The following is a 17,467-nucleotide window of genomic DNA, read 5'->3' on the forward strand; positions in this document are numbered from 1 at the left end:
GCCATTGATTCCGGGTTTTACTTGGAAAAATATTTCCCTCTGCACCACGTTCGGTTTATCGCGGTCAATGACCAGTATGACAGCGAGGACAACTCCAACAGCGCCGCCCATATGATAGTACCGTTAAAAAACATGGTGAACGAGGCTTACGCCGCTGACATCAGCCGGAAGGTACGCTCCCAGCAGCGGCAGGCCATGCAGGAAGGGCAGTTTGTGGGAAGCCGCCCACCCTATGGCTACCTTAAAGACCCTAGGGACTGCCATAAGCTGGTGGTGAACCCTGATACTGCGCCGGTTGTCAGACAGATATTTCAGTGGGCGGCTGATAGGGTATCAAAAAAACAGATTGTCCTTAATCTGAACGAAAGCGGAACTCTTACCCCAGGCCGCTACCTTGCCAGTATCGGCTTGATAACGAACGAAAAGTTAATGGGCAGCGGCGTTTGGCAGACCAGGACGCTGGATGTTATCCTCAACGATGAGGTCTATGTGGGAGATATGGTGCAGGGTAAGCACACGAATGTCGGCCACAAGCAGATACCCACAAAGTCTGAGGATTGGGTAATCGTGCGCAACACCCATGAGCCTATCATCAGCCGGGAGCTGTTCGAGAAAGCCAGAGCCATACGCCAAAAATCCAGCCAAAATCATACTTTTTTTACTAGGAACACATGGCCTGTGAATATCCTCAAAGGCAAAATCTTTTGCGGTGATTGTGGGAAAAGTCTGCACCGGGAAAAGAATCATGGACGTTTTGTCTACCGTTGTATTTCAAACGAACGTATCAGGCGTGTGGCTTGCGGTGCAAAAATCCATATTACTGAGGATAAATTGTTCCGCGCCATTATGACAATCATCCGGCAGAAAGCGGAGGTCATGTTAGGCAAGCGTCTTTGGACAAAACAGCTTAACAACAAGGTGGTCGAAAAAAGGAATGAGGTTGAGAGTGAGATTATAGAACTTCAAAAGCAGGCACAAAAAAGCAAGGCATTTCTCAATGGGCTTTATGAAAACCTTGTCAACGGAATCCTGACAGAAACAGAATACAGAGAACTGCGGGAGGGATACACTCAGGAAGTCAATAGCACCTTGGAGCGCATCCAAAAGCTTAACGCCCAGCAGTCTGAGTTGGAAAAGCAGGCAAAGGGTTATACCAGCATGGCAGATATGTTGGCAAAGATTGATACAGATACCGCGCTGACCGCGCAGCTTGTAGACACTCTGATTGAGCGTATCACCGTTAACAGCGCCGAGGACATTTCTATTGACTTCCGCTTTGAGAACGGATTTGACGAGCTGATGGAGGTGCTGAGCGATGAATAGGGTGGTGGCGCTTTATATCCGGCTTTCTACAGAGGATTACAAGGTGGAGAGCATGAGTATCGACAATCAAAAGCTGGCCCTGCATAAATACACGGAAAATCTCGATGATTTGACGGACTATGAGATTAGAGAGTTTGTAGACAACGGTTACTCTGGTACGAACTTTGAGCGGCCAGCCGTTCAGGAACTTCTCGACCTTGCGCGGGATGGCAAAATTGACTGTATTATCGTTAAAGACTTTAGCAGGTTTGGCCGGAACAGCTTGGAGGTAGGCTATTTCATGGAGAAGGTTTTTCCTCTCTATGGAGTGCGGTTCATCTCCATCAACGATGATTTTGACAGCGGCAAGCTCCACGCAGATACCGGCGGGCTGAATATGGCGTTCAAGTACCTTGTCAGCGAATTATACAGCCGGGACTTGTCCATCAAGTATAAAAGCGCCAAGTATGTGAAATTCAAGCGGGGCGAGTATCAGAGCAAGATTTGCCCCTACGGATACCAGAAAGGTGCGGATGGCCGCATGGAGCCGGACCCGGAAACCGCCCCCATTGTGCGGATAATTTTTGAAATGGCCGCACAGGGGCAGAATACCACAGCCATCATTAAGGCGCTATTTGACCGCAACGTACCAACCCCAGGCGAGTACAAAAAGGCGAAAGGCCAGGACTATCACGACGTTTCTCGGTGCGGTGGGATATGGCAGCGCTCCACGCTTGCCAGACTTTTGCAGGACGAGCGCTACACAGGCACATATATTATTGGTAAGCGTAGGCGTGTGGAGGTGGGGAGTAATCATGTCAGAATGAAAGATGAAAGCGAGTGGGTGAAAATACCGAACCACCATCCGGCCATAGTTACTAAAGAGTTATTTGACAAAACGCAGAAAGCGATGCGGCGGGAAAAGTGTCCGAAAAAGCAAATTCATCTTTATCCTTTGCGGGATAAGGTCTATTGTGGAAACTGCCTACACCGGCTCGCACGAATTGGCAATGTGACTTTTCGGTTCGTTTGTAGGCATACTGTGGCAGATGAGAAAGCTCCCTGTCATGAATTGAAAGTAGAAGAATCCGAGCTGGAAACGGTGGTATACTCAGTTCTGAAAAAGCAAGCTCAAATCATCTTGGGTGCGGCTGATGGGGATGCTGACGGTTTAGAGGCTCTTTCGGCAAAACAGGCCGGGTACGGACAGCAGATCAGCAAAATACAGGAGCAAAAGCGTGTGCTGTTTGAGCAAATAGTTCTCCATGAACTGAGTGAGCAGGAATACAGAATGAAAAAAGGGGTGCTGGATGCTGAATTAACCCGCTTGCAGGAGGTAAAGGCTGTGCTCTCCACTCAGCTATCCCAGCGGCAGGCAGATGAGCAAACAAAAAACGCCAACAGGTTGTTGGCAGAGAAGGTGGTAGATATAGGCAAGCTAAACACCGAGCTGGTGGATATGTTGATTGACCGAGTGTATGTCTATCCACAGCAGAATATTGAAATCGTCTGGAAAATAGGCGGTTTTGGCTCTAGCGGCAAAGAAATTCAAAAAAACTTCTGAAATTTGTTGTCGTGGGCTTGACATACGGGTGCCTTAAATCGTGAAATCTAATAGGCCGTAAGCCATACTTATTCAGTACCTGTACAAATTTATGGGTAACATAGTCCGGATGCAGCAGTGTTCCGATTTGATCTACGCAAACAAAATCCAGAAACCGTTGGTCATAGCTTCCGCCGCAAAGATCGCGCTGGGTTGCCTGTTGCTGCCTGAGCCAGGAGAAGTATTGATAGGTGTACTGGCAAAGCGGCAGTGTGCGCATACTGCTGTCTGATTTAGTAGTGTTTTCGCGCACTACCGCTACAATTTCCTCTCCCTGCTTCCCCCGCACAACTGTTGTCGATATGGTAAGCGTTCCCTTCCGAAAGTCGATTGCCGACCATCGCAGGCCCAGCAGTTCAGAACGGCGCATACCATAAAAACTTGCCAGGTAAATGGGAACCGCAATTGGCTCGTTCGCAGTCAGTTGCAAAAGATTCGCCACTTCCTGCACGGTGTAAGGTTCTGGGCCACGATATCGAACATGGCCGGGTTTATCTGCAAAATCGGCCACATTCTCACGAATATACCGATGCTTAACCGCCCATTGAAGAGCGGTTCGAATCATGGCATGGTGCTTGATTACTGTGTTTGGGCTGAGGCCTTCTTTCACTTTGAAAGCGTAATAGTCTTCAAGATCACCGGCTGTTAACTTGATTACGGTAATGCCCTTGTTATCAAAATAGGGACGGAAATGTTTTACAAGAATTAAGTAATACTGGTCATATGTCGTAACCGCAACATTGGGACGGTTTGCTTCCAGCCACCGGGCCACTAACTGGGAAATTGGCAGATTCATAGGTTCAATGTTTTCGTAATCTTGATATTGAACCAGCAACTCATTGAGCGCCATCTCTGCCCTTCGCTTATTATTGGCAAGAGGCATATTTAGATTGATCCACTTTTGAACGCGCTTGCCCGTGTTGTCCTTAAAGTTCAGGACAGCATAATAATTATCGTTCTTAATCTGCAAACTTCCGGTCATGATACCTCTCCTCTCATTTCTAAAAACTGCGCCAGCGTTTTCTTGGGGATATAATATACCCTGCCAATGCGGAACGCGGGAATTTTGTTGTTCTCAATCAGCTGGTAGACGCTCAGCCTACCTATCTTCAAGACTTTTTGTACCTGCTGCGCTGTGAGTACATCTGGATAGCTTTTTCGCTCTAATTCTTTTAGAGCGTTGGGGTTTATTTCTAATTTCATCAAGATTTCTCCTATCTTATTGGATTATATGTACGTTATGTTCTTGGTAAAAAAGCACAGGAAGCGCAGTTATTAGCTACGCCTCCTGTGCTTCCTTTTCTCTGAAAGCCATATTTGCTCTCATGCTTATCTTTTTTAAGAAAGCTGTGTAATTTGCTTTGTAAGAATTTATTTCTTATTACCTATATAACTATTAGAGTAAGGGGCCCCTGTGGAAGTTTTTTCTTCCCCTTGCGTCCGATAAAATATCCAATTTAATATATTTCAATTTATTATCTTTTCTATTATACTCAATATACAATACTGTACTAAACTATATGTTTTTGAAAGAAGAAATCCAAATGGCAATTTACAAAGTTACAGGAATAGGAGAACGTAAGAAATTTTTTGATGAATCCAGCTACAAGGATGCGATTCATTACATTATGGATCCTAAAAAAGCACTTTATTTTGGAGAGGCTAATGTCAGCTCGATTACAAGTGCTGCGGATGAGATGTTGAGAGTGGCAATTAACTTTGGCAAAAACTCTGGTAAAAGATTAAGGCATTCAATACTTTCTTTTAATGATAGTGACGTTGTTACACCTGAAATGGCTGATGCTTTTGCAAGGCAAATCATTACACATTACTCCCCGTATTTCCAGATCGTTTACGCAGTACATACTAATACAAGACATGTTCATATTCACTTTGTTATGAATCAAATTTCATTTGTGGATGGACACAGGTATTACGGCAAGAAGCAAGATTATTATTCTTTTCAGAGGCACATGAAATCTGTTACGCATCTGCCGGTTATAATGTCAAAAGATGCTGAGATTGAGTTATGAAAATAATCTGTTTTTATGCCATGACAAAATATACTAGTCTTGATACTGAGGATCAAATTTGAATAAAGCATATACGTCAGTATGTTAAACTTGGCTCTTACAAATTATCATTATTATTCCATTTTAATTCTTCCTTGAGTTTTGCCAATCAAAAAGTAATGCTATATGATTTTATCTCAGAGGCACCTCGCACTATCTCTATACTGCCAACGCTCATCTGATTTCTATTCCTCAGCATAACGCTTATTCAGGACAAAGGTTTTTTCCATTTTGCGCTGAGTAAATCATATAAGTATATCCTTTCATTGAGGAATTGATAAAGGTGAATTTGCTTATTTCCCCTTACCAGATACCTGTTGTTATGCTCACCTGGAATCATGGAAGAAAAAGAGACCCTCGGCCTTTTTAGCCAAATACTTTGGTTGGTAAGGTCGAGGGTCTTCTTGTTTTTTATTCACTGGATTTTGACGCATTTATCCGTATGCTCTAGGCATTGGTTATGCCATACACATCATCCACAAAGTACCTCCCCACAAAGGGATTGTAGATAGCCATACACCTAATCCCCTGGTACTCCGCCATGTAGAGATTGTCCCCGACGCTCTTGATAATCTCCGCCTCGCCCAGCACATGACAGTCATGCTCATGGTCCTTTAGGCTGTGTATGTACGCTTCAACTTTCATATTTGCCTCCCTCCTTTGCCATTTCTATCTATTTCGCTTTGCAGCCATCGGACTACTTGGGTCAGCTCCTCTAAGGGAAAGCCAGTAACAGACTCATCATTCTCTGAACTTTGGCAATTCTTTGCACCCACCAGCCACAAGCCATCCGCGAGAATCAAGGTGTGTTCCCAGGTGATGTTCAAGCGTCGTACTAGCAGCTTCTCTGAAAGCGCCATTCCTAGACATGAAACGGTAGAAGTGGCCTCATCAGGCAAAGCATCCTCCCAATCGACAGAGGATGCATGAACCGCATGTAAAAGCTGGCAGAGCTTCTGCAATGGTAACCGGTATTCGGCAAATGATACATCCCAATATTCGTACTCCACATAGTTTGCTTTACAAAATGTTTCTATGCCAAGAATGGTTTTAATCTCTTCCGACACAATCTGGCATACCTCATCCCAGGTAAGTTTGATCGTACGTTTTTCACATAGATTTATCATACGGATACCCCAACTTTCCCCATCGGTATTAGCCTTAACACGTACTTGGTGTTATGGGTTTCAAACCTGATTTCTGTTGTGGTAATCTTGCTTACAGTGGTCACAGTGGTTGTTCTCGTCAATCCATTATGCTGATGAATTAAGGCAGGTTCCCCGATTGTGATGGGGTATAGAAGCGTACCCGTGATGATTTTACTGATCTTCATATTTGTCATCATCTACCATCCTTTCAAAGTCGTACTCGGAGAGGATCGCGACGCCCAGCGCGCGGGCCTTATCCAGCTTATTACCAGCTTTGGAACCCACGATGATGTAGTGGGTGTGCTTGCTGATGGTGGATGTGGGGTGTACGCCCAATTGCAACAATCTTGAGTTGATGCCGCTGCGTGTATAGTTGTTCAGCTTACCGGTAACAGCGACATTTTTACCGATAAATGGGTTTGTATAGGTGCTCATGTTTTGTCTCCTTCAGTTACTATTTTGCTTAATGATTTTTGTGTAAACCTGCTAAGCGAGTTCTACATCACTGCACAACCAGCAGACCGCTTCATGTTCAGTGTAAAACTCCTCAGTCCAAGCATCACCAGTGGAGTTGTCAACCGCCACCCACGTACCATTATCCTGCGCCAGAAAGCATCCTTGGGGTAGTCTTGATTCGATTACAGAATCCAACTGATCCAGTGAAACCCGCTGTATGTAAACCTCAGTTTCCTTCATGGACTTCCCTTTGTAGGTCATAGAAAACACCTCGAATAGAAAAATAATAGCCCGATACCCATGCGTTGCACAGGTACCGGGCCTTATGTCCATATCAACCAGCCTCCGCAAACTCAGGCTCCAGGTTGGCAGCCTCCACATAAGCAAGGAACTGCTGGCCGAACCTCTTAGCCTGGGCAGCTTCCTCGGAACTGAGCGTAGCCACAGCCTCGAAGTTAAAGAGCGCATAAGGCTTGCCGCCTTTGCTGGTGGCCTTTTCCAGAGTAATTCTCGTTACCACACTGCTGATTGGCGTTAAGCTACTCAACAGCCGGGTGGAGTATTTCAGAAACCTGGGCTTGCTTGTCACCGGCACCCTCACCAGCAGCGGGATGATGTTGTTGGGCCGCAGCAGAAATATCAGCACGGATTCCTTACAGGCTTTGGCGTTGGACTCACCATCTTTGGAGCCAAAATCGTTGTATGGACAACGTGCGCAAGCCTTGCCATCCTGGGAGATAATGCTGTTTTGGCTCAGACAGGTGGGCGGTGTTCCCTCGACAGGATCGGGGGTGTCCCAGTACGCCCGGGGCGTGGTGTAGTCCAGAATAATGCCGGTCAGTTCCTTCGCTGCTTCATCCCCGGCCAGACCAGGAACCGAGAACACCGTAGAGCCTCCGGATGGGGACTTCACAACGTCGAAGAAGTCAAAGGAGAGCGGCTGATTCTTCAGGTTCTCACGGATAATGTCTAGGGCGTTGCTGTTCAGGGCAAGGTAGTCAGAGTCGGTCGTAGCAAGGGCAGTTTCAGCAGCCACATCACCAGATTCCTGTAAGGCCAGCACCTTGTCACCCAGCTTATTTTTGAGCTTAGTTGTGTCCATGATAAATCCTCCTTAAGCCTCCGCCTTGATGGAGAAGCGGCGGAATGATGTTTTATTTGCGTACTTTTTATACAGTGCAGGATGCTCCGCTTTCAGTGTTTTGATATCCAAACGCTCCTGGGAAACGGGTTTCCAGGTGATAATTCTGTCACCAGCGGTGGCAATCTCATTCTCGCCCATCATCTCCTTCAACAGGTTTTCCGCAAGCTGTTTTTGTCCTGTGATAGCCTCCAACTGTTCACAGGCTTCATCATACTGACATAGCAGATCAGCAGCTTTTTCGGGCAGATCAATGCGAGAACTTGGCCTGGAATTAGCAAACCTTTCAGCAAGAAATTTCGTCGAAGCAACAGAGCCATCCAAAGGTGGCGGAGTGCCATTCTGCACATGCTCCCAGAAGTCGGATTCAAGCTGAATGAGCATAGAAATCAGCTCATCGTCACGCTTTACACACTTCCATTTGAAGCTGTTGCCACCGATCAAAACCGCGATAAACGCAGCCTTGTAACCGGTCACAACCAAGTAGTGCTGTATCTGCAACTGGTACTCGTCAGGGATGGAATCTTCCCACTCCCCAGCCTTGAAAGCAGACGCAGTTTTGGCCTCAAATATGCAAGTGCCGTACTCTGGAACATCGCACACACCGTCAAGGTTAGCCAACATGAAAGGGTGTTCCTCGCTCTGCAAAAGCTCATGGGTTTCAGCAACGAAAATGTTCGTGCGCTTTGAAAATTCAGCCCTAACAATGCTCTCCAATTGTGTACCCCAATAGGCAGCTTCGCCCGCCTCCTGTGCGGGCATTTGGCCGGTCTTGTCCATCCAAAGTTCCACCGGTGAGCGGTATCGATTGATACCGCAGACCACCGAAGCGTCCGAACCGCCAATGCCATTTTTGCGCACTTTCAGCCATCCCTCATAGGGCATATTTTCAGTATTTGCCAAGATTTTGAATGACATATTCTCCTCCTTTTATGCCGCAGCAAGCACCATTTTGTACGCCTTATCGATCATGGGATTGCCCTCCACGGTGCGCAAAAACAGGTTCTCGTTGTAATTCTTGGTCTTGCGGATGGGGTCGGCGTGAGTGGCAAAGTCACTGATGGCGTTGACAAAACGATAGCCATTTTTGCCAACATGAATGAGATCGGGAGCCTCCAAATAACGGCGCCTTGCATCCTCCAAAAGACGCTTGTTATTTTTGCGCTGGGCCTCGGTCAGGTCGGCGGTGACGGGAAAGAATTCATCAAGAAAGTCCATCACTTTTTTGTCGCTCAGCTTGATTTGCGACAACACTTCAATGCCCCGGCCTAGCTGGGTCATGTACCGCTCGGCCAAACCCAAAGTCTCCTGGGCCTCATGGACACGGCTCATGACATTCTCTGTGTGCTTGGTAGTCCAGACGCGCTTGGCGCTGTTCAGGGCAAGGTTGAGGGTGTTTTGACAGACCACCCGGATGGGGGTCATGGCGACCTTGATACCAGAACTGCCATCGTGAGAGTTCATCACCACCAAATACGGCGTAATCTCGTCCCCCGCAATGATGTACCGCTGGGGCATCTTCGCCAGCATCCACACCTTGCGGCCACCCTGCAAGGCACCAGCGGTTTCATAGGTGACACCTGCACCCAGCAGATCATCGGTGAACTGGAAAGCGTCCTCGTTCTGGACCACCTTGTACTTGTCGGACACGATACCCAGCGCGGAATCGTCCGTACTGCGGATGTTGGCCTTGTAGCCGGGAATTAGATATCCGTCTTGGGTGTAGACGTTTTTCTGGGTGACTTGCCAATCCAGACCGGCCAACACAAGAGCGTCGATGGAGGTAGGCGCGGCCTCAACACGAGTGCCCAAACCGTGCCAGGGTTTCTCTCGGATGTAGAACATGGTTTCAACATTTGCGGACATAATTTTTACCTCCTTAATTTGGTTTAATAATAGATATGGTGCCTCCACACGGAAGCCCCACATCAGCTGGATTGATTTCTAGTCCTTGTCAGCGACTGCCTCAATTACGGCGTAAATGATCGTTGCCGCAGCGGACACTAGCAGGGACCAGAAGCTTTTGCCAAAAGGATTCATCGTTTACCTCCTTGTAATTAAAATAGCCTGACCTTTGATAAAAGGTCAGGCTTCATGTTTATAATATATAATTGAAAATCGTTACTTTTACAACCTATGTTGTGTGGCTTTTTTCCACTGTCCAATGTAGTCAATAACAGCATCTTTCGGTATTTTCCACCTGCTTCCAATTCGGAAAGCGCGGATCGCTCCGCTGTTTAAAAGCTCGTATGCGGAGTTGCGTCCGATGTTTAGTACTTCCATCAGCTCTTGGATCGTTAAAACTGTGTTGTATTCGTCTAACATGATTATGCGGTTCCTCCTTTTTTGATTTACCATTATGTACTTTCAAATATTCATAACAAAATATGATGTAATCCTAATCATAAATTGTAACAACATAATAGTAAACAACCTTAAAAAGGAGGGCATAAGAATGCAAGATATTGATAAAATCAAAGCGCTTAGAAACGGTATCGCCGGGAAGAATCGGGGGTATTGGAAGCAGGAAGAGAAAGAACTTTTGACCAAGATGTTCAATGAGCAGGTTGGCATCACGGAGATGACGGTATACTTTGAACGGACGGAAAAAGCTATCATTAATCAGTTGGATAAGCTGAATCTTTATGACAGAGTGCGGGCATCAAATAAGCCCAAAGAGGGTTGTTTGTGCTCGGAATGTGCAAGATATGCTGAGTGTAAAGAGAAGGGGCCTCTGTGTACATAGTTTGGGGATTCGGAGAGGGAAGGATTACCTTCCCTCTCTATAGCGATTATTCTAAGGTTTACTCCTAGAACGCGAGCGTCTGAAGATACGGATAATGCGCAAAATATCCTTCTGATCTTCCTCAGACATAGCAATGAGTTGGGAGTTTATCTTTTCCATAATATTATTTGGGCTAGTTTCACTAGAAACGGAAGCCTCGCAGGAGAACAAATTCGCAACCGGAACCTCAAGAGCCTCAGCCAGCCTGCCGATGGTCTCCAGAGTAGGCTTCTTCTGGGCGCGTTCAATCTGGCCTAAATGCGCCGGGCTGAGCCCTGCCTTGAACGCCAATTCCTCCTGGCTCATTTTCTTGTGCTGGCGTAAGTTCCTGACTTGCCTGCCGAATGCAACAGCTAGTTCACTCATAATATCACCATGTATAATTTTAGGGTGAAAGGCCTGAATCTGCAAAATCCTTTGGGAATTATAAATTCCAGATTGCTTTAGCAAGTATTTTGTGTTATAATATGGCTGGATAAGCTATTTTCAGCAATTTTTTAGAGCGCTATTCAAGCTAAGGCACTCTATGCGCGTTGCAGTCTGCTTCTATCCAAGGCCCAAATTATTAGGAAAGGTGACCGCTACGCATAGAGCGTTAAGTGGCTGATATGGTGACTAAGAATGGGTTTTCAGTTTTTGGGGGAAACTATTACGCTTGATCCAGATAGAGAAAATTACAATAGCTACCGGACTATGTTCCAAGGAAAAGCAAGAAGCGCTGTAAAGCAATTTCAAAAACTCTATCAGTCAAATACTTCCCTTGAGATGGTCATTAAGAAAGTGCCTGATCAGATGAAACAATGTATACAGCCAGCTATAGGCCTTTGCGTTCAGATTCTAATTGATCGTGGAGCACTTTCTGTAGATGAAGAACGGTTCCTGGAACTTTATTCTGAAATCTTGAGTCCAGCAGACGAAGCATATATTGAAATTCAAGATCAATATGCTGAAATCATCATGACAGAGGAAGAGAAAGATGCCTATCGGACAGCGCGGAGGCAGGGCCGCGCAAAATGGCAGGGCGGCGGCTTTGGCATAGGTGGTACGCTCAAGGGTGCGGCAACGGCTGGTGCACTCAACATCGTGAGCGGCGCTGGGCATATGGTTTTCAATGGATTGGCGAAAATAGGATCATCCATTGCTGCTAGTTCTAAGATGGAACGAATTTTTAAGGATGAAAAAACTGAAAAAATTCTTATTTCTGGACTTTATAAATCTGTATTTGATTTGCACCTTGCCCTTATTGACTGTCTGGATAAAACCGGCGCAGACCAAGACACCATCAATGGAATTGTTGGAGAAGCAGACAAGGAAGAAGCCGCTGCCATACTCCGAAATATGGCGCGAATAGCGAATCCGGCACAGCAACGTGCCGCTATGATACAGGCTTTTCAGCTGAACCCATATCAGAAGGACTGGTATCGGGCCGCATTACAGGTTTTCGGAGACCAGGATGGGTCCCTGGAGGAAATAGAGCGATATTTCGGTATATCTGTGGTTCATGATGAAAAGAAGAAGCTGCTAGACAAATTTACTCAGAGCCTCTCGCTTCATTCAGAGGCACAAGCTCAATCAGCTGTTGAGAAAATTGAAGCCGAAAAGGCTCGTATAGGTTATACTGGCGAAACAGAACATACAAAAGCCGTGCTGGAAGCTGTCAAACGCTTTGATACTGAATATCGAACAGTTGAGGGGATTACTTTTTCATCACGTCAGGAAGCCGATGCTTCTCGGGCAGAGCTACAGAAAATCTGTGAAATTGAACAGCATATTGACTATCATAGCCTGGATTCTATTGCCGAGGGCGAACAGAAAATGGGGGCACTCTCCTCTCCCCTGGCAGCATTGCGAAAATCAACCCTTCATGAAAGATGGGATAATCTAGATTTAGAACTTCGATCCGTAGATCCCTTGCTGCCGGACAGAGACCCGATTGTTTGTGAAAACTTTGCACTAGCCGATCAGCTTCATAATATTGTCGCTGAATTAAAGTCAAAACTGGATGCCTGTGGGACAGGCGCTTCAGCGGAACAACCTTTGCTGCAATTTAAGTCAGAGTTGGCCGCCATGGATATACCTTTGGATGCCAAAGACTACTATCTTGATGAAGTTGACGCCCGACTGGCGGCTATAGATCTTGCTTTGCGGACCGCCCTGGGAAAAGAATACTCCTCTCGGGAGGCCGCAGAAGAGGCACAACAGCTGTATAATCAACTTCAATCTGATTTCATTAGGGGAAACCCAAGAAAGAATGGTAATAAACTCCGCAGCCGTATTAATTCTGCCGATTTCTCAGATGAAACAAGGGCAGAACTGCTGGATAAGCTATTCCAACATGAAAACTCGCGGGAAATCAAGGCCTCAAAAGTGATTGGCACAATGGCCAATTTGATCCTTCTTGCCATCATTATTTCAAGTTATTTCTTTACCCTATCCGGAACGCCTGAATTTGCTCAAAAGGATGTTAAGTTATTTGGAGTATCTTTGATGTTGCGAGACGTTAGTGTGACAGGACCACTCAGTTTTTTTGATGGACTGAAAAACGGTTTCGTTGTGTTTGGCCGATGCATTGGTGACATTTTCAGAGATGGTTTTTTTGAGTACACAGGAGGATTTGACTATGGAATAATTGGCAATATTCTATGGGGAGTTGTAGGTCTACTTTGGGTGTTTTTTAAGAACTTCTTTTTGGGAATTGCCCGCTATTTTGTTTCTCTAGTGGTCACGATCTTCCAAACTGCCCCAATCCGCTACTATCTCGGATACATAATCGGTTCAGCTATCCCTATATCCGTATACCAATTGGCGTTTGACCAAGCTGAGCAAGTGGAGAATGTAAATAGGATCAAGGGATGGAATGCTAAGAAGATTTTCCTCGTTCTGGTGTCGGTTATTGTAGTTATACTAATTATTATCCATTTTGCCCAGCAAGAGTTATAATGTGCTATTGTCCATACTAAATTCAGTAAATGGTACGAATATCCTACCATATAAAAACAAAAGGAGCGAACAAAATGAAGAAACTAACCAAATCCCTGTCCCTGCTGCTGGCTGCCGCGCTGCTGCTATGCAGCCTCAGCCTACCCGCCTCCGCCGCCGTGGTAAAGGACCTGAAAGCTGCCTATTCCGGCATCAACATTGTCCTGGATGGCGAGATTATCACCCCGATGGACGCCAAGGGGAAAATTGTGCAGCCTTTTACCTTGAGCGGCACCACTTACTTACCCATCCGTGCCGTGGCCAATTCTTTAAATTTAGGCGTTGCTTGGGACCAGGCTACCAAGACTGTGACGCTGGACAGCAGCAACCCTGACCCCAAGCCTGACCCGGATAGTTCGGGTACCCTCTATGCTGACTTTAAAGCATTCGGCGGAACCGTTTGTACCCTCTATTTTCCATCTGCCTGGGGGAATACTTTCACCGTTGACAACAATAGTTCTCAAGGCCTTATTTCTATCTACGACAAAAACAACTCAGCATACGGTGGGCGGCTTTTTACACTGCGCCTGTTTTCTGATAACAGCTATAGGGACCTTCCAAAGAAAAAGCTGTTGTATGACATTATCTATCAGGGAAAAACTTATCACTTGGTAAAGATTTCGCCTACTGATGTGCAGTTCGGTCCCGGACAGCAGGCCAGCTACAGCGCGAAGTCCAAAGAGATCGACAATATCATTGACAATCTTGTATTCTCTTCCGCAAGCCGGCCTGTTAGCGCGATTACCAAAACCATTAAGGCTTCTTATCCTGGCGTCAAGATCATTCTGGATGGCCAGACGGTCACTCCTAAGGATGTCAATGGCAAAGTGGTTGACCCCTTCATCGTTGGCGGCACAACATATCTGCCCATCCGCGCCATTGCCTCTGCTTTAGGGCTTGGGGTAGATTGGGACCAGGCAACTAAGACGGTGACTTTGACTAGTTCAAGCTCTCAGGAACCAACTCCCAAACCCACCGCAACACCTGAACCCACTCCCACCCCGAAGCCATATGTGGCAAACACCCTTGCCCGTGCTGAGATGAGCGGAAAGCCCCAGATGGATATGACGATTGATGGCAATGGCGCTGTGGTCTACTACGACAGAGGCAATCATTCTATCTACAAAGTGGCCTATGAAAATGATGCCTGGACAAAACCTGAGCTTCTGCTGGATTTAAACGAGCCGCGTACGATCAATTTTGGAGATAGGTCCGTCACCTACCAAGAGATGAGCATATCCCAGGTTTTCTATGATTCCTATGACGACTGCCTACTCATGCCAGGAAGCCTGAGTAAAATTGACAATGATGGATGGTCCATTCCTGGAATCAGCGATACTTACTTTGCTATCTTTGCATATAAAGACGGTGAAATCAGCATCTTTGATGATTACGGCCATTTCCCCAGCATTTTCCTAGATACGATGAGCGATGGCCGGTTCCTTGTTCGAGAAGACGGGTACACAAAAATCTGGGATTCCTATACCGGCAACTATACCTCACTGGGTATAGAAGGATATGAGGACAGATTTGCCACGCAAATTGGCCAGGACATTTATGCGGGCAACGCCTTTGGCGGTGAAACTACCATCTATAAAATTGGTATGGGCGACCTCAACAGAAAGAAAATCATCGAAGTTCGGGGGCACGCGACTTCCCGAAACGGCCTGTTTTATACATGGGGTGATGATGGGGTCGGTATGGCGATAAAGCCCACCGGCGAAACGAAGATTCTGTTCGACCCCGGTAAAGATGTGCTTGTGGCGGATTTACGTCCCCTGCCGTACTATACGCAGGACTTACTTGTAACGCCAGCTGGGGCCTTTATCTTCTATGACAGCTCTGAACTGGCACTCCGCGCTGTTTATCCAAATCCAGAGTATAAGCCCGACTCTAGTTCCACACCCAGCCCTGCTCCTACTTATCCATCCGAAATGATTGTTGGGGAATGGGAGAACGCTGATGGTCCCGATTCCACACTAAAAATTGTTTCCACAGAAAATGCGAACCACTATTCTGTTGAGTTGACCGATTATGCTTGGGCACAGATGTATGCCACTTGGACTTATGATGGTGAATATGATGAAACCACTGGTAAGCTAACTTGTAGCAATGGAACCCGAGTGGACTCCTCGCGCTTTGAGAATACCACAGTGTACAAGGGTACCGGAAAAGCGGTGTTTTCTCTTTTGTCCAATGGCAATCTAAGCCGGGAGAACCTAACGGAAGATCCCGATGATTACAATGCGCCAACGCAATTTAAGAAAGTAAAGTAACAACAGGAGCTGCGGAATTATCTCCGCAGCTCTTTATCTCAAAAAAGGAAGGCTTGCATATTGTATGAAAAAATTCTTAGCGTACTCAATTCTCTTTATACTTGTCCTCTGCCTATGTTTCTTTGTGAGCTGCTCAGATTCAAAAGCAGAAGAAAATATTGCCACAGTCCAAAACGGTTACTTAGGCGAGTACACTGACATAACCATAAAAGCCCTCTTTTCAAAGTATTATGGGCAAAGCTACGATGAGGAAACCTGGGAAGGTGGCTCTACGGATGAGGGGAAAGACCTTGTACAGGTCTGCTTCCACGATTCAGAGGATATCCACGATGACGTTACTATACAGTTTACTATGCTGGACGGACAGTGCTTTGAACTCTCTGCTTTTGTTGACCCCGCCCATCCATTGAATGCCCCCGCTGATTTGATGGTAGTCATAAATTCCATCTATATTGAGCAATACTCCGCTTCTCATCCCGATTTATTTGAGGATGCAAAGGCCCGTGCAACCTTTGCGGATAGGATGGAAGGAATTTCTGGATCAGCAGTTTTATATGGCGCTTCCGCTGATTATGAAGGAAATCGTGGCAAACTTTGTGAGTTGGTTGGCGATACCCCAATCGCTCTTAGTGTGGCAAAAGTGGTTATGACATCCGACAAAACGGAATATAAAGATTTGCTTATCAGTAAAAGTATTGAAACCGTCCAAAACGGCTATTTGGGAGAGTACACCGACATTCCTGTAAGAAACTTGCTTTGGGGCCACTATAGCATGTGTTCATATGATGAAGAAACCTGGGAGGGCGGTACGACAGAGGATGGCAAGGAGATTGTACAGGTTACATACCATGACGATGAAGAAATTCTTGAAGATGCAAACATTCAATTTACTATGCTCAATGATGAGGTGTTCAAAGTCACAGCTTTTGTGGACCCTTTGAGAAGTATCGAAAAATCTTCTGACTTGTTAGCAGAGGTAAACTACATCTATTTTGAGCAATATATAGCAGAACACCAGGAGGTTTCCGAAGATTTTGAAAAGGAATTAGCGCTGGTAAAACGACTGGAAGGTATTTCTGGCTCTGCTGTACAGTATGGAGCCTCCGCAGAATATAGCGACGACCGCAGCCAGCTATGCACACTGAACGGCGACCTTCCCCTAGACGTAAACGTAGCCATGCTGCTGGATTCTGCCGGACGGCTGGATATGGATTACTACTATGCAACTCCCTCCCCCGTGCCTACCCAAGAGCCCACACCTACCCCTGAGCCGCCTGCCGCAAACGACCTCGCGCAATATTATGGCTTCTACAACTCAAAAGACCTGGGGCTTTTTTGGGTAACTCTGGACAAGGGTTCTGATGATGATTCTTTCTATGTCTATATTGAGTATGAACCCATGTTGAACAAAAATGATGTTCATGCGAATATTAAGCCGGATGGCGAAACGTACATGACCTTTTATGCGGACAACATGACCGGCAGTGATGGAATCATCAAGGATATGAATTCTATTGAGGGTGCGGTTTCCCTTGAAATTCTGGATGATGGGAGTTTGCATATGGTTCTGTACACTAGCCAAAGAAAAGAAGATACGCCTTTTGATGTTATCTTGGAACCGGAGCAAAGGTAATAGCAAAATTTATTTAACTGAGCAAAAAAGATATCCAGCGCACCGAATATGCTGGATATCTTTCTTATATCA

17 protein-coding genes are annotated in these 17,467 nt (G+C 46.1%); 7 read left to right on the plus strand and 10 right to left on the minus strand.

Annotated elements, in window-relative coordinates:
• The coding region (locus U8U68_RS17600; protein WP_322203160.1) for a recombinase family protein at positions 1–1,323 on the plus strand (1,323 nt) is incomplete at its 5' end.
• On the plus strand, positions 1,316–2,866 hold the full coding sequence (locus U8U68_RS17605; protein WP_322203163.1) for a recombinase family protein: 1,551 nt from the start codon (positions 1,316–1,318) through the stop codon (positions 2,864–2,866). The genes U8U68_RS17600 and U8U68_RS17605, both read left to right, overlap by 8 nt.
• Here U8U68_RS17605 and U8U68_RS17610 read toward each other — a convergent pair.
• Both U8U68_RS17610 and U8U68_RS17615 read right to left on the minus strand, forming a co-directional pair.
• Entirely contained in the window at positions 2,835–3,887 is a 1,053-nt protein-coding gene (locus tag U8U68_RS17610; protein ID WP_322203165.1) for a site-specific integrase, read from the minus strand. The two genes, U8U68_RS17605 and U8U68_RS17610, sit on opposite strands and share 32 nt — an antisense overlap.
• Positions 3,884–4,108, minus strand: a complete 225-nt coding sequence (locus tag U8U68_RS17615; protein ID WP_322203167.1) for a helix-turn-helix domain-containing protein — start codon at positions 4,106–4,108, stop codon at positions 3,884–3,886. The genes U8U68_RS17610 and U8U68_RS17615 overlap by 4 nt, the downstream gene beginning before the upstream one ends.
• Positions 4,109–4,449: 341 nt before the next feature.
• Between U8U68_RS17615 and U8U68_RS17620 the strand changes: the two genes are divergently transcribed.
• Positions 4,450–4,938: a relaxase/mobilization nuclease domain-containing protein gene (locus U8U68_RS17620; RefSeq protein ID WP_322203169.1), complete on the plus strand. Its 489-nt coding sequence runs from the start codon at positions 4,450–4,452 to the stop codon at positions 4,936–4,938.
• 486 nt (positions 4,939–5,424) lie between these two features.
• On the opposite strand, the gene U8U68_RS17625 is transcribed toward U8U68_RS17620, so the two are convergent.
• The 7 genes from U8U68_RS17625 to U8U68_RS17655 all read right to left on the minus strand — a co-directional run bounded on the left by U8U68_RS17625 (position 5,425) and on the right by U8U68_RS17655 (position 10,047).
• Complete coding sequence (locus tag U8U68_RS17625) at positions 5,425–5,622, minus strand: hypothetical protein (RefSeq protein ID WP_322203171.1); 198 nt, start codon at positions 5,620–5,622, stop codon at positions 5,425–5,427.
• Positions 5,619–6,104 carry a hypothetical protein gene (locus U8U68_RS17630; protein WP_322203173.1) on the minus strand — a complete coding sequence of 162 codons (486 nt, stop codon included), beginning with the start codon at positions 6,102–6,104 and terminating at the stop codon, positions 5,619–5,621. The genes U8U68_RS17625 and U8U68_RS17630 overlap by 4 nt, the downstream gene beginning before the upstream one ends.
• A gap of 192 nt (positions 6,105–6,296) precedes the next feature.
• Positions 6,297–6,560, minus strand: coding sequence for a BRCT domain-containing protein (locus tag U8U68_RS17635; protein ID WP_322203175.1), 264 nt, complete (start codon positions 6,558–6,560; stop codon positions 6,297–6,299).
• A gap of 355 nt (positions 6,561–6,915) precedes the next feature.
• Entirely contained in the window at positions 6,916–7,683 is a 768-nt protein-coding gene (locus tag U8U68_RS17640) for a hypothetical protein (RefSeq protein ID WP_322203177.1), read from the minus strand.
• Positions 7,684–7,695: 12 nt separating this feature from the next.
• Positions 7,696–8,625 carry a YqaJ viral recombinase family nuclease gene (locus U8U68_RS17645; protein ID WP_322203179.1) on the minus strand — a complete coding sequence of 310 codons (930 nt, stop codon included), beginning with the start codon at positions 8,623–8,625 and terminating at the stop codon, positions 7,696–7,698.
• A gap of 27 nt (positions 8,626–8,652) precedes the next feature.
• Positions 8,653–9,588 (minus strand): DUF932 domain-containing protein, encoded by a 936-nt coding sequence (locus tag U8U68_RS17650; RefSeq protein WP_322203181.1) that lies wholly within the window; start codon positions 9,586–9,588, stop codon positions 8,653–8,655.
• 261 nt (positions 9,589–9,849) lie between these two features.
• The gene (locus U8U68_RS17655) at positions 9,850–10,047 is read right to left on the minus strand and encodes a helix-turn-helix domain-containing protein (protein WP_322203183.1); all 198 of its coding nucleotides are present in this window, start codon (positions 10,045–10,047) and stop codon (positions 9,850–9,852) included.
• 130 nt (positions 10,048–10,177) lie between these two features.
• On the opposite strand from U8U68_RS17655, the gene U8U68_RS17660 reads away from it, so the two are divergent.
• Positions 10,178–10,468, plus strand: a complete 291-nt coding sequence (locus U8U68_RS17660) for a hypothetical protein (RefSeq protein ID WP_322203185.1) — start codon at positions 10,178–10,180, stop codon at positions 10,466–10,468.
• Between the two features lie 51 nt (positions 10,469–10,519).
• Here U8U68_RS17660 and U8U68_RS17665 read toward each other — a convergent pair whose 3' ends face one another.
• Positions 10,520–10,873, minus strand: a complete 354-nt coding sequence (locus U8U68_RS17665) for a helix-turn-helix domain-containing protein (protein WP_322203187.1) — start codon at positions 10,871–10,873, stop codon at positions 10,520–10,522.
• Positions 10,874–11,128: 255 nt separating this feature from the next.
• On the opposite strand from U8U68_RS17665, the gene U8U68_RS17670 reads away from it, so the two are divergent.
• The 3 genes from U8U68_RS17670 (at position 11,129) to U8U68_RS17680 (ending at position 17,395) form a co-directional block, all read left to right on the plus strand.
• Positions 11,129–13,447, plus strand: a complete 2,319-nt coding sequence (locus U8U68_RS17670; RefSeq protein WP_322203189.1) for a hypothetical protein — start codon at positions 11,129–11,131, stop codon at positions 13,445–13,447.
• Positions 13,448–13,521: 74 nt separating this feature from the next.
• Positions 13,522–15,762, plus strand: coding sequence for a stalk domain-containing protein (locus U8U68_RS17675; protein WP_322203191.1), 2,241 nt, complete (start codon positions 13,522–13,524; stop codon positions 15,760–15,762).
• Between the two features lie 64 nt (positions 15,763–15,826).
• Entirely contained in the window at positions 15,827–17,395 is a 1,569-nt protein-coding gene (locus U8U68_RS17680; protein ID WP_322203193.1) for a hypothetical protein, read from the plus strand.
• The last annotated feature ends 72 nt before the right edge of the window (positions 17,396–17,467 follow it).

This window comes from Acutalibacter intestini (assembly GCF_034334985.1).
GTDB lineage: Bacteria > Bacillota > Clostridia > Oscillospirales > Acutalibacteraceae > Acutalibacter > Acutalibacter intestini.

Coding starts and splice junctions, on each gene's coding strand:
- U8U68_RS17670 (WP_322203189.1), top strand. CDS start 11,129: ATGGGTTTTCAGTTTTTGGGGGAAACTATTACGCTTGATCCAGATAGA.
- U8U68_RS17610 (WP_322203165.1), bottom strand. CDS start 3,887: ATGACCGGAAGTTTGCAGATTAAGAACGATAATTATTATGCTGTCCTG.
- U8U68_RS17650 (WP_322203181.1), bottom strand. CDS start 9,588: ATGTCCGCAAATGTTGAAACCATGTTCTACATCCGAGAGAAACCCTGG.
- U8U68_RS17680 (WP_322203193.1), top strand. CDS start 15,827: ATGAAAAAATTCTTAGCGTACTCAATTCTCTTTATACTTGTCCTCTGC.
- U8U68_RS17660 (WP_322203185.1), top strand. CDS start 10,178: ATGCAAGATATTGATAAAATCAAAGCGCTTAGAAACGGTATCGCCGGG.
- U8U68_RS17665 (WP_322203187.1), bottom strand. CDS start 10,873: ATGAGTGAACTAGCTGTTGCATTCGGCAGGCAAGTCAGGAACTTACGC.
- U8U68_RS17605 (WP_322203163.1), top strand. CDS start 1,316: ATGAATAGGGTGGTGGCGCTTTATATCCGGCTTTCTACAGAGGATTAC.
- U8U68_RS17615 (WP_322203167.1), bottom strand. CDS start 4,108: ATGAAATTAGAAATAAACCCCAACGCTCTAAAAGAATTAGAGCGAAAA.
- U8U68_RS17640 (WP_322203177.1), bottom strand. CDS start 7,683: ATGGACACAACTAAGCTCAAAAATAAGCTGGGTGACAAGGTGCTGGCC.
- U8U68_RS17625 (WP_322203171.1), bottom strand. CDS start 5,622: ATGAAAGTTGAAGCGTACATACACAGCCTAAAGGACCATGAGCATGAC.
- U8U68_RS17635 (WP_322203175.1), bottom strand. CDS start 6,560: ATGAGCACCTATACAAACCCATTTATCGGTAAAAATGTCGCTGTTACC.
- U8U68_RS17655 (WP_322203183.1), bottom strand. CDS start 10,047: ATGTTAGACGAATACAACACAGTTTTAACGATCCAAGAGCTGATGGAA.
- U8U68_RS17630 (WP_322203173.1), bottom strand. CDS start 6,104: ATGATAAATCTATGTGAAAAACGTACGATCAAACTTACCTGGGATGAG.
- U8U68_RS17675 (WP_322203191.1), top strand. CDS start 13,522: ATGAAGAAACTAACCAAATCCCTGTCCCTGCTGCTGGCTGCCGCGCTG.
- U8U68_RS17620 (WP_322203169.1), top strand. CDS start 4,450: ATGGCAATTTACAAAGTTACAGGAATAGGAGAACGTAAGAAATTTTTT.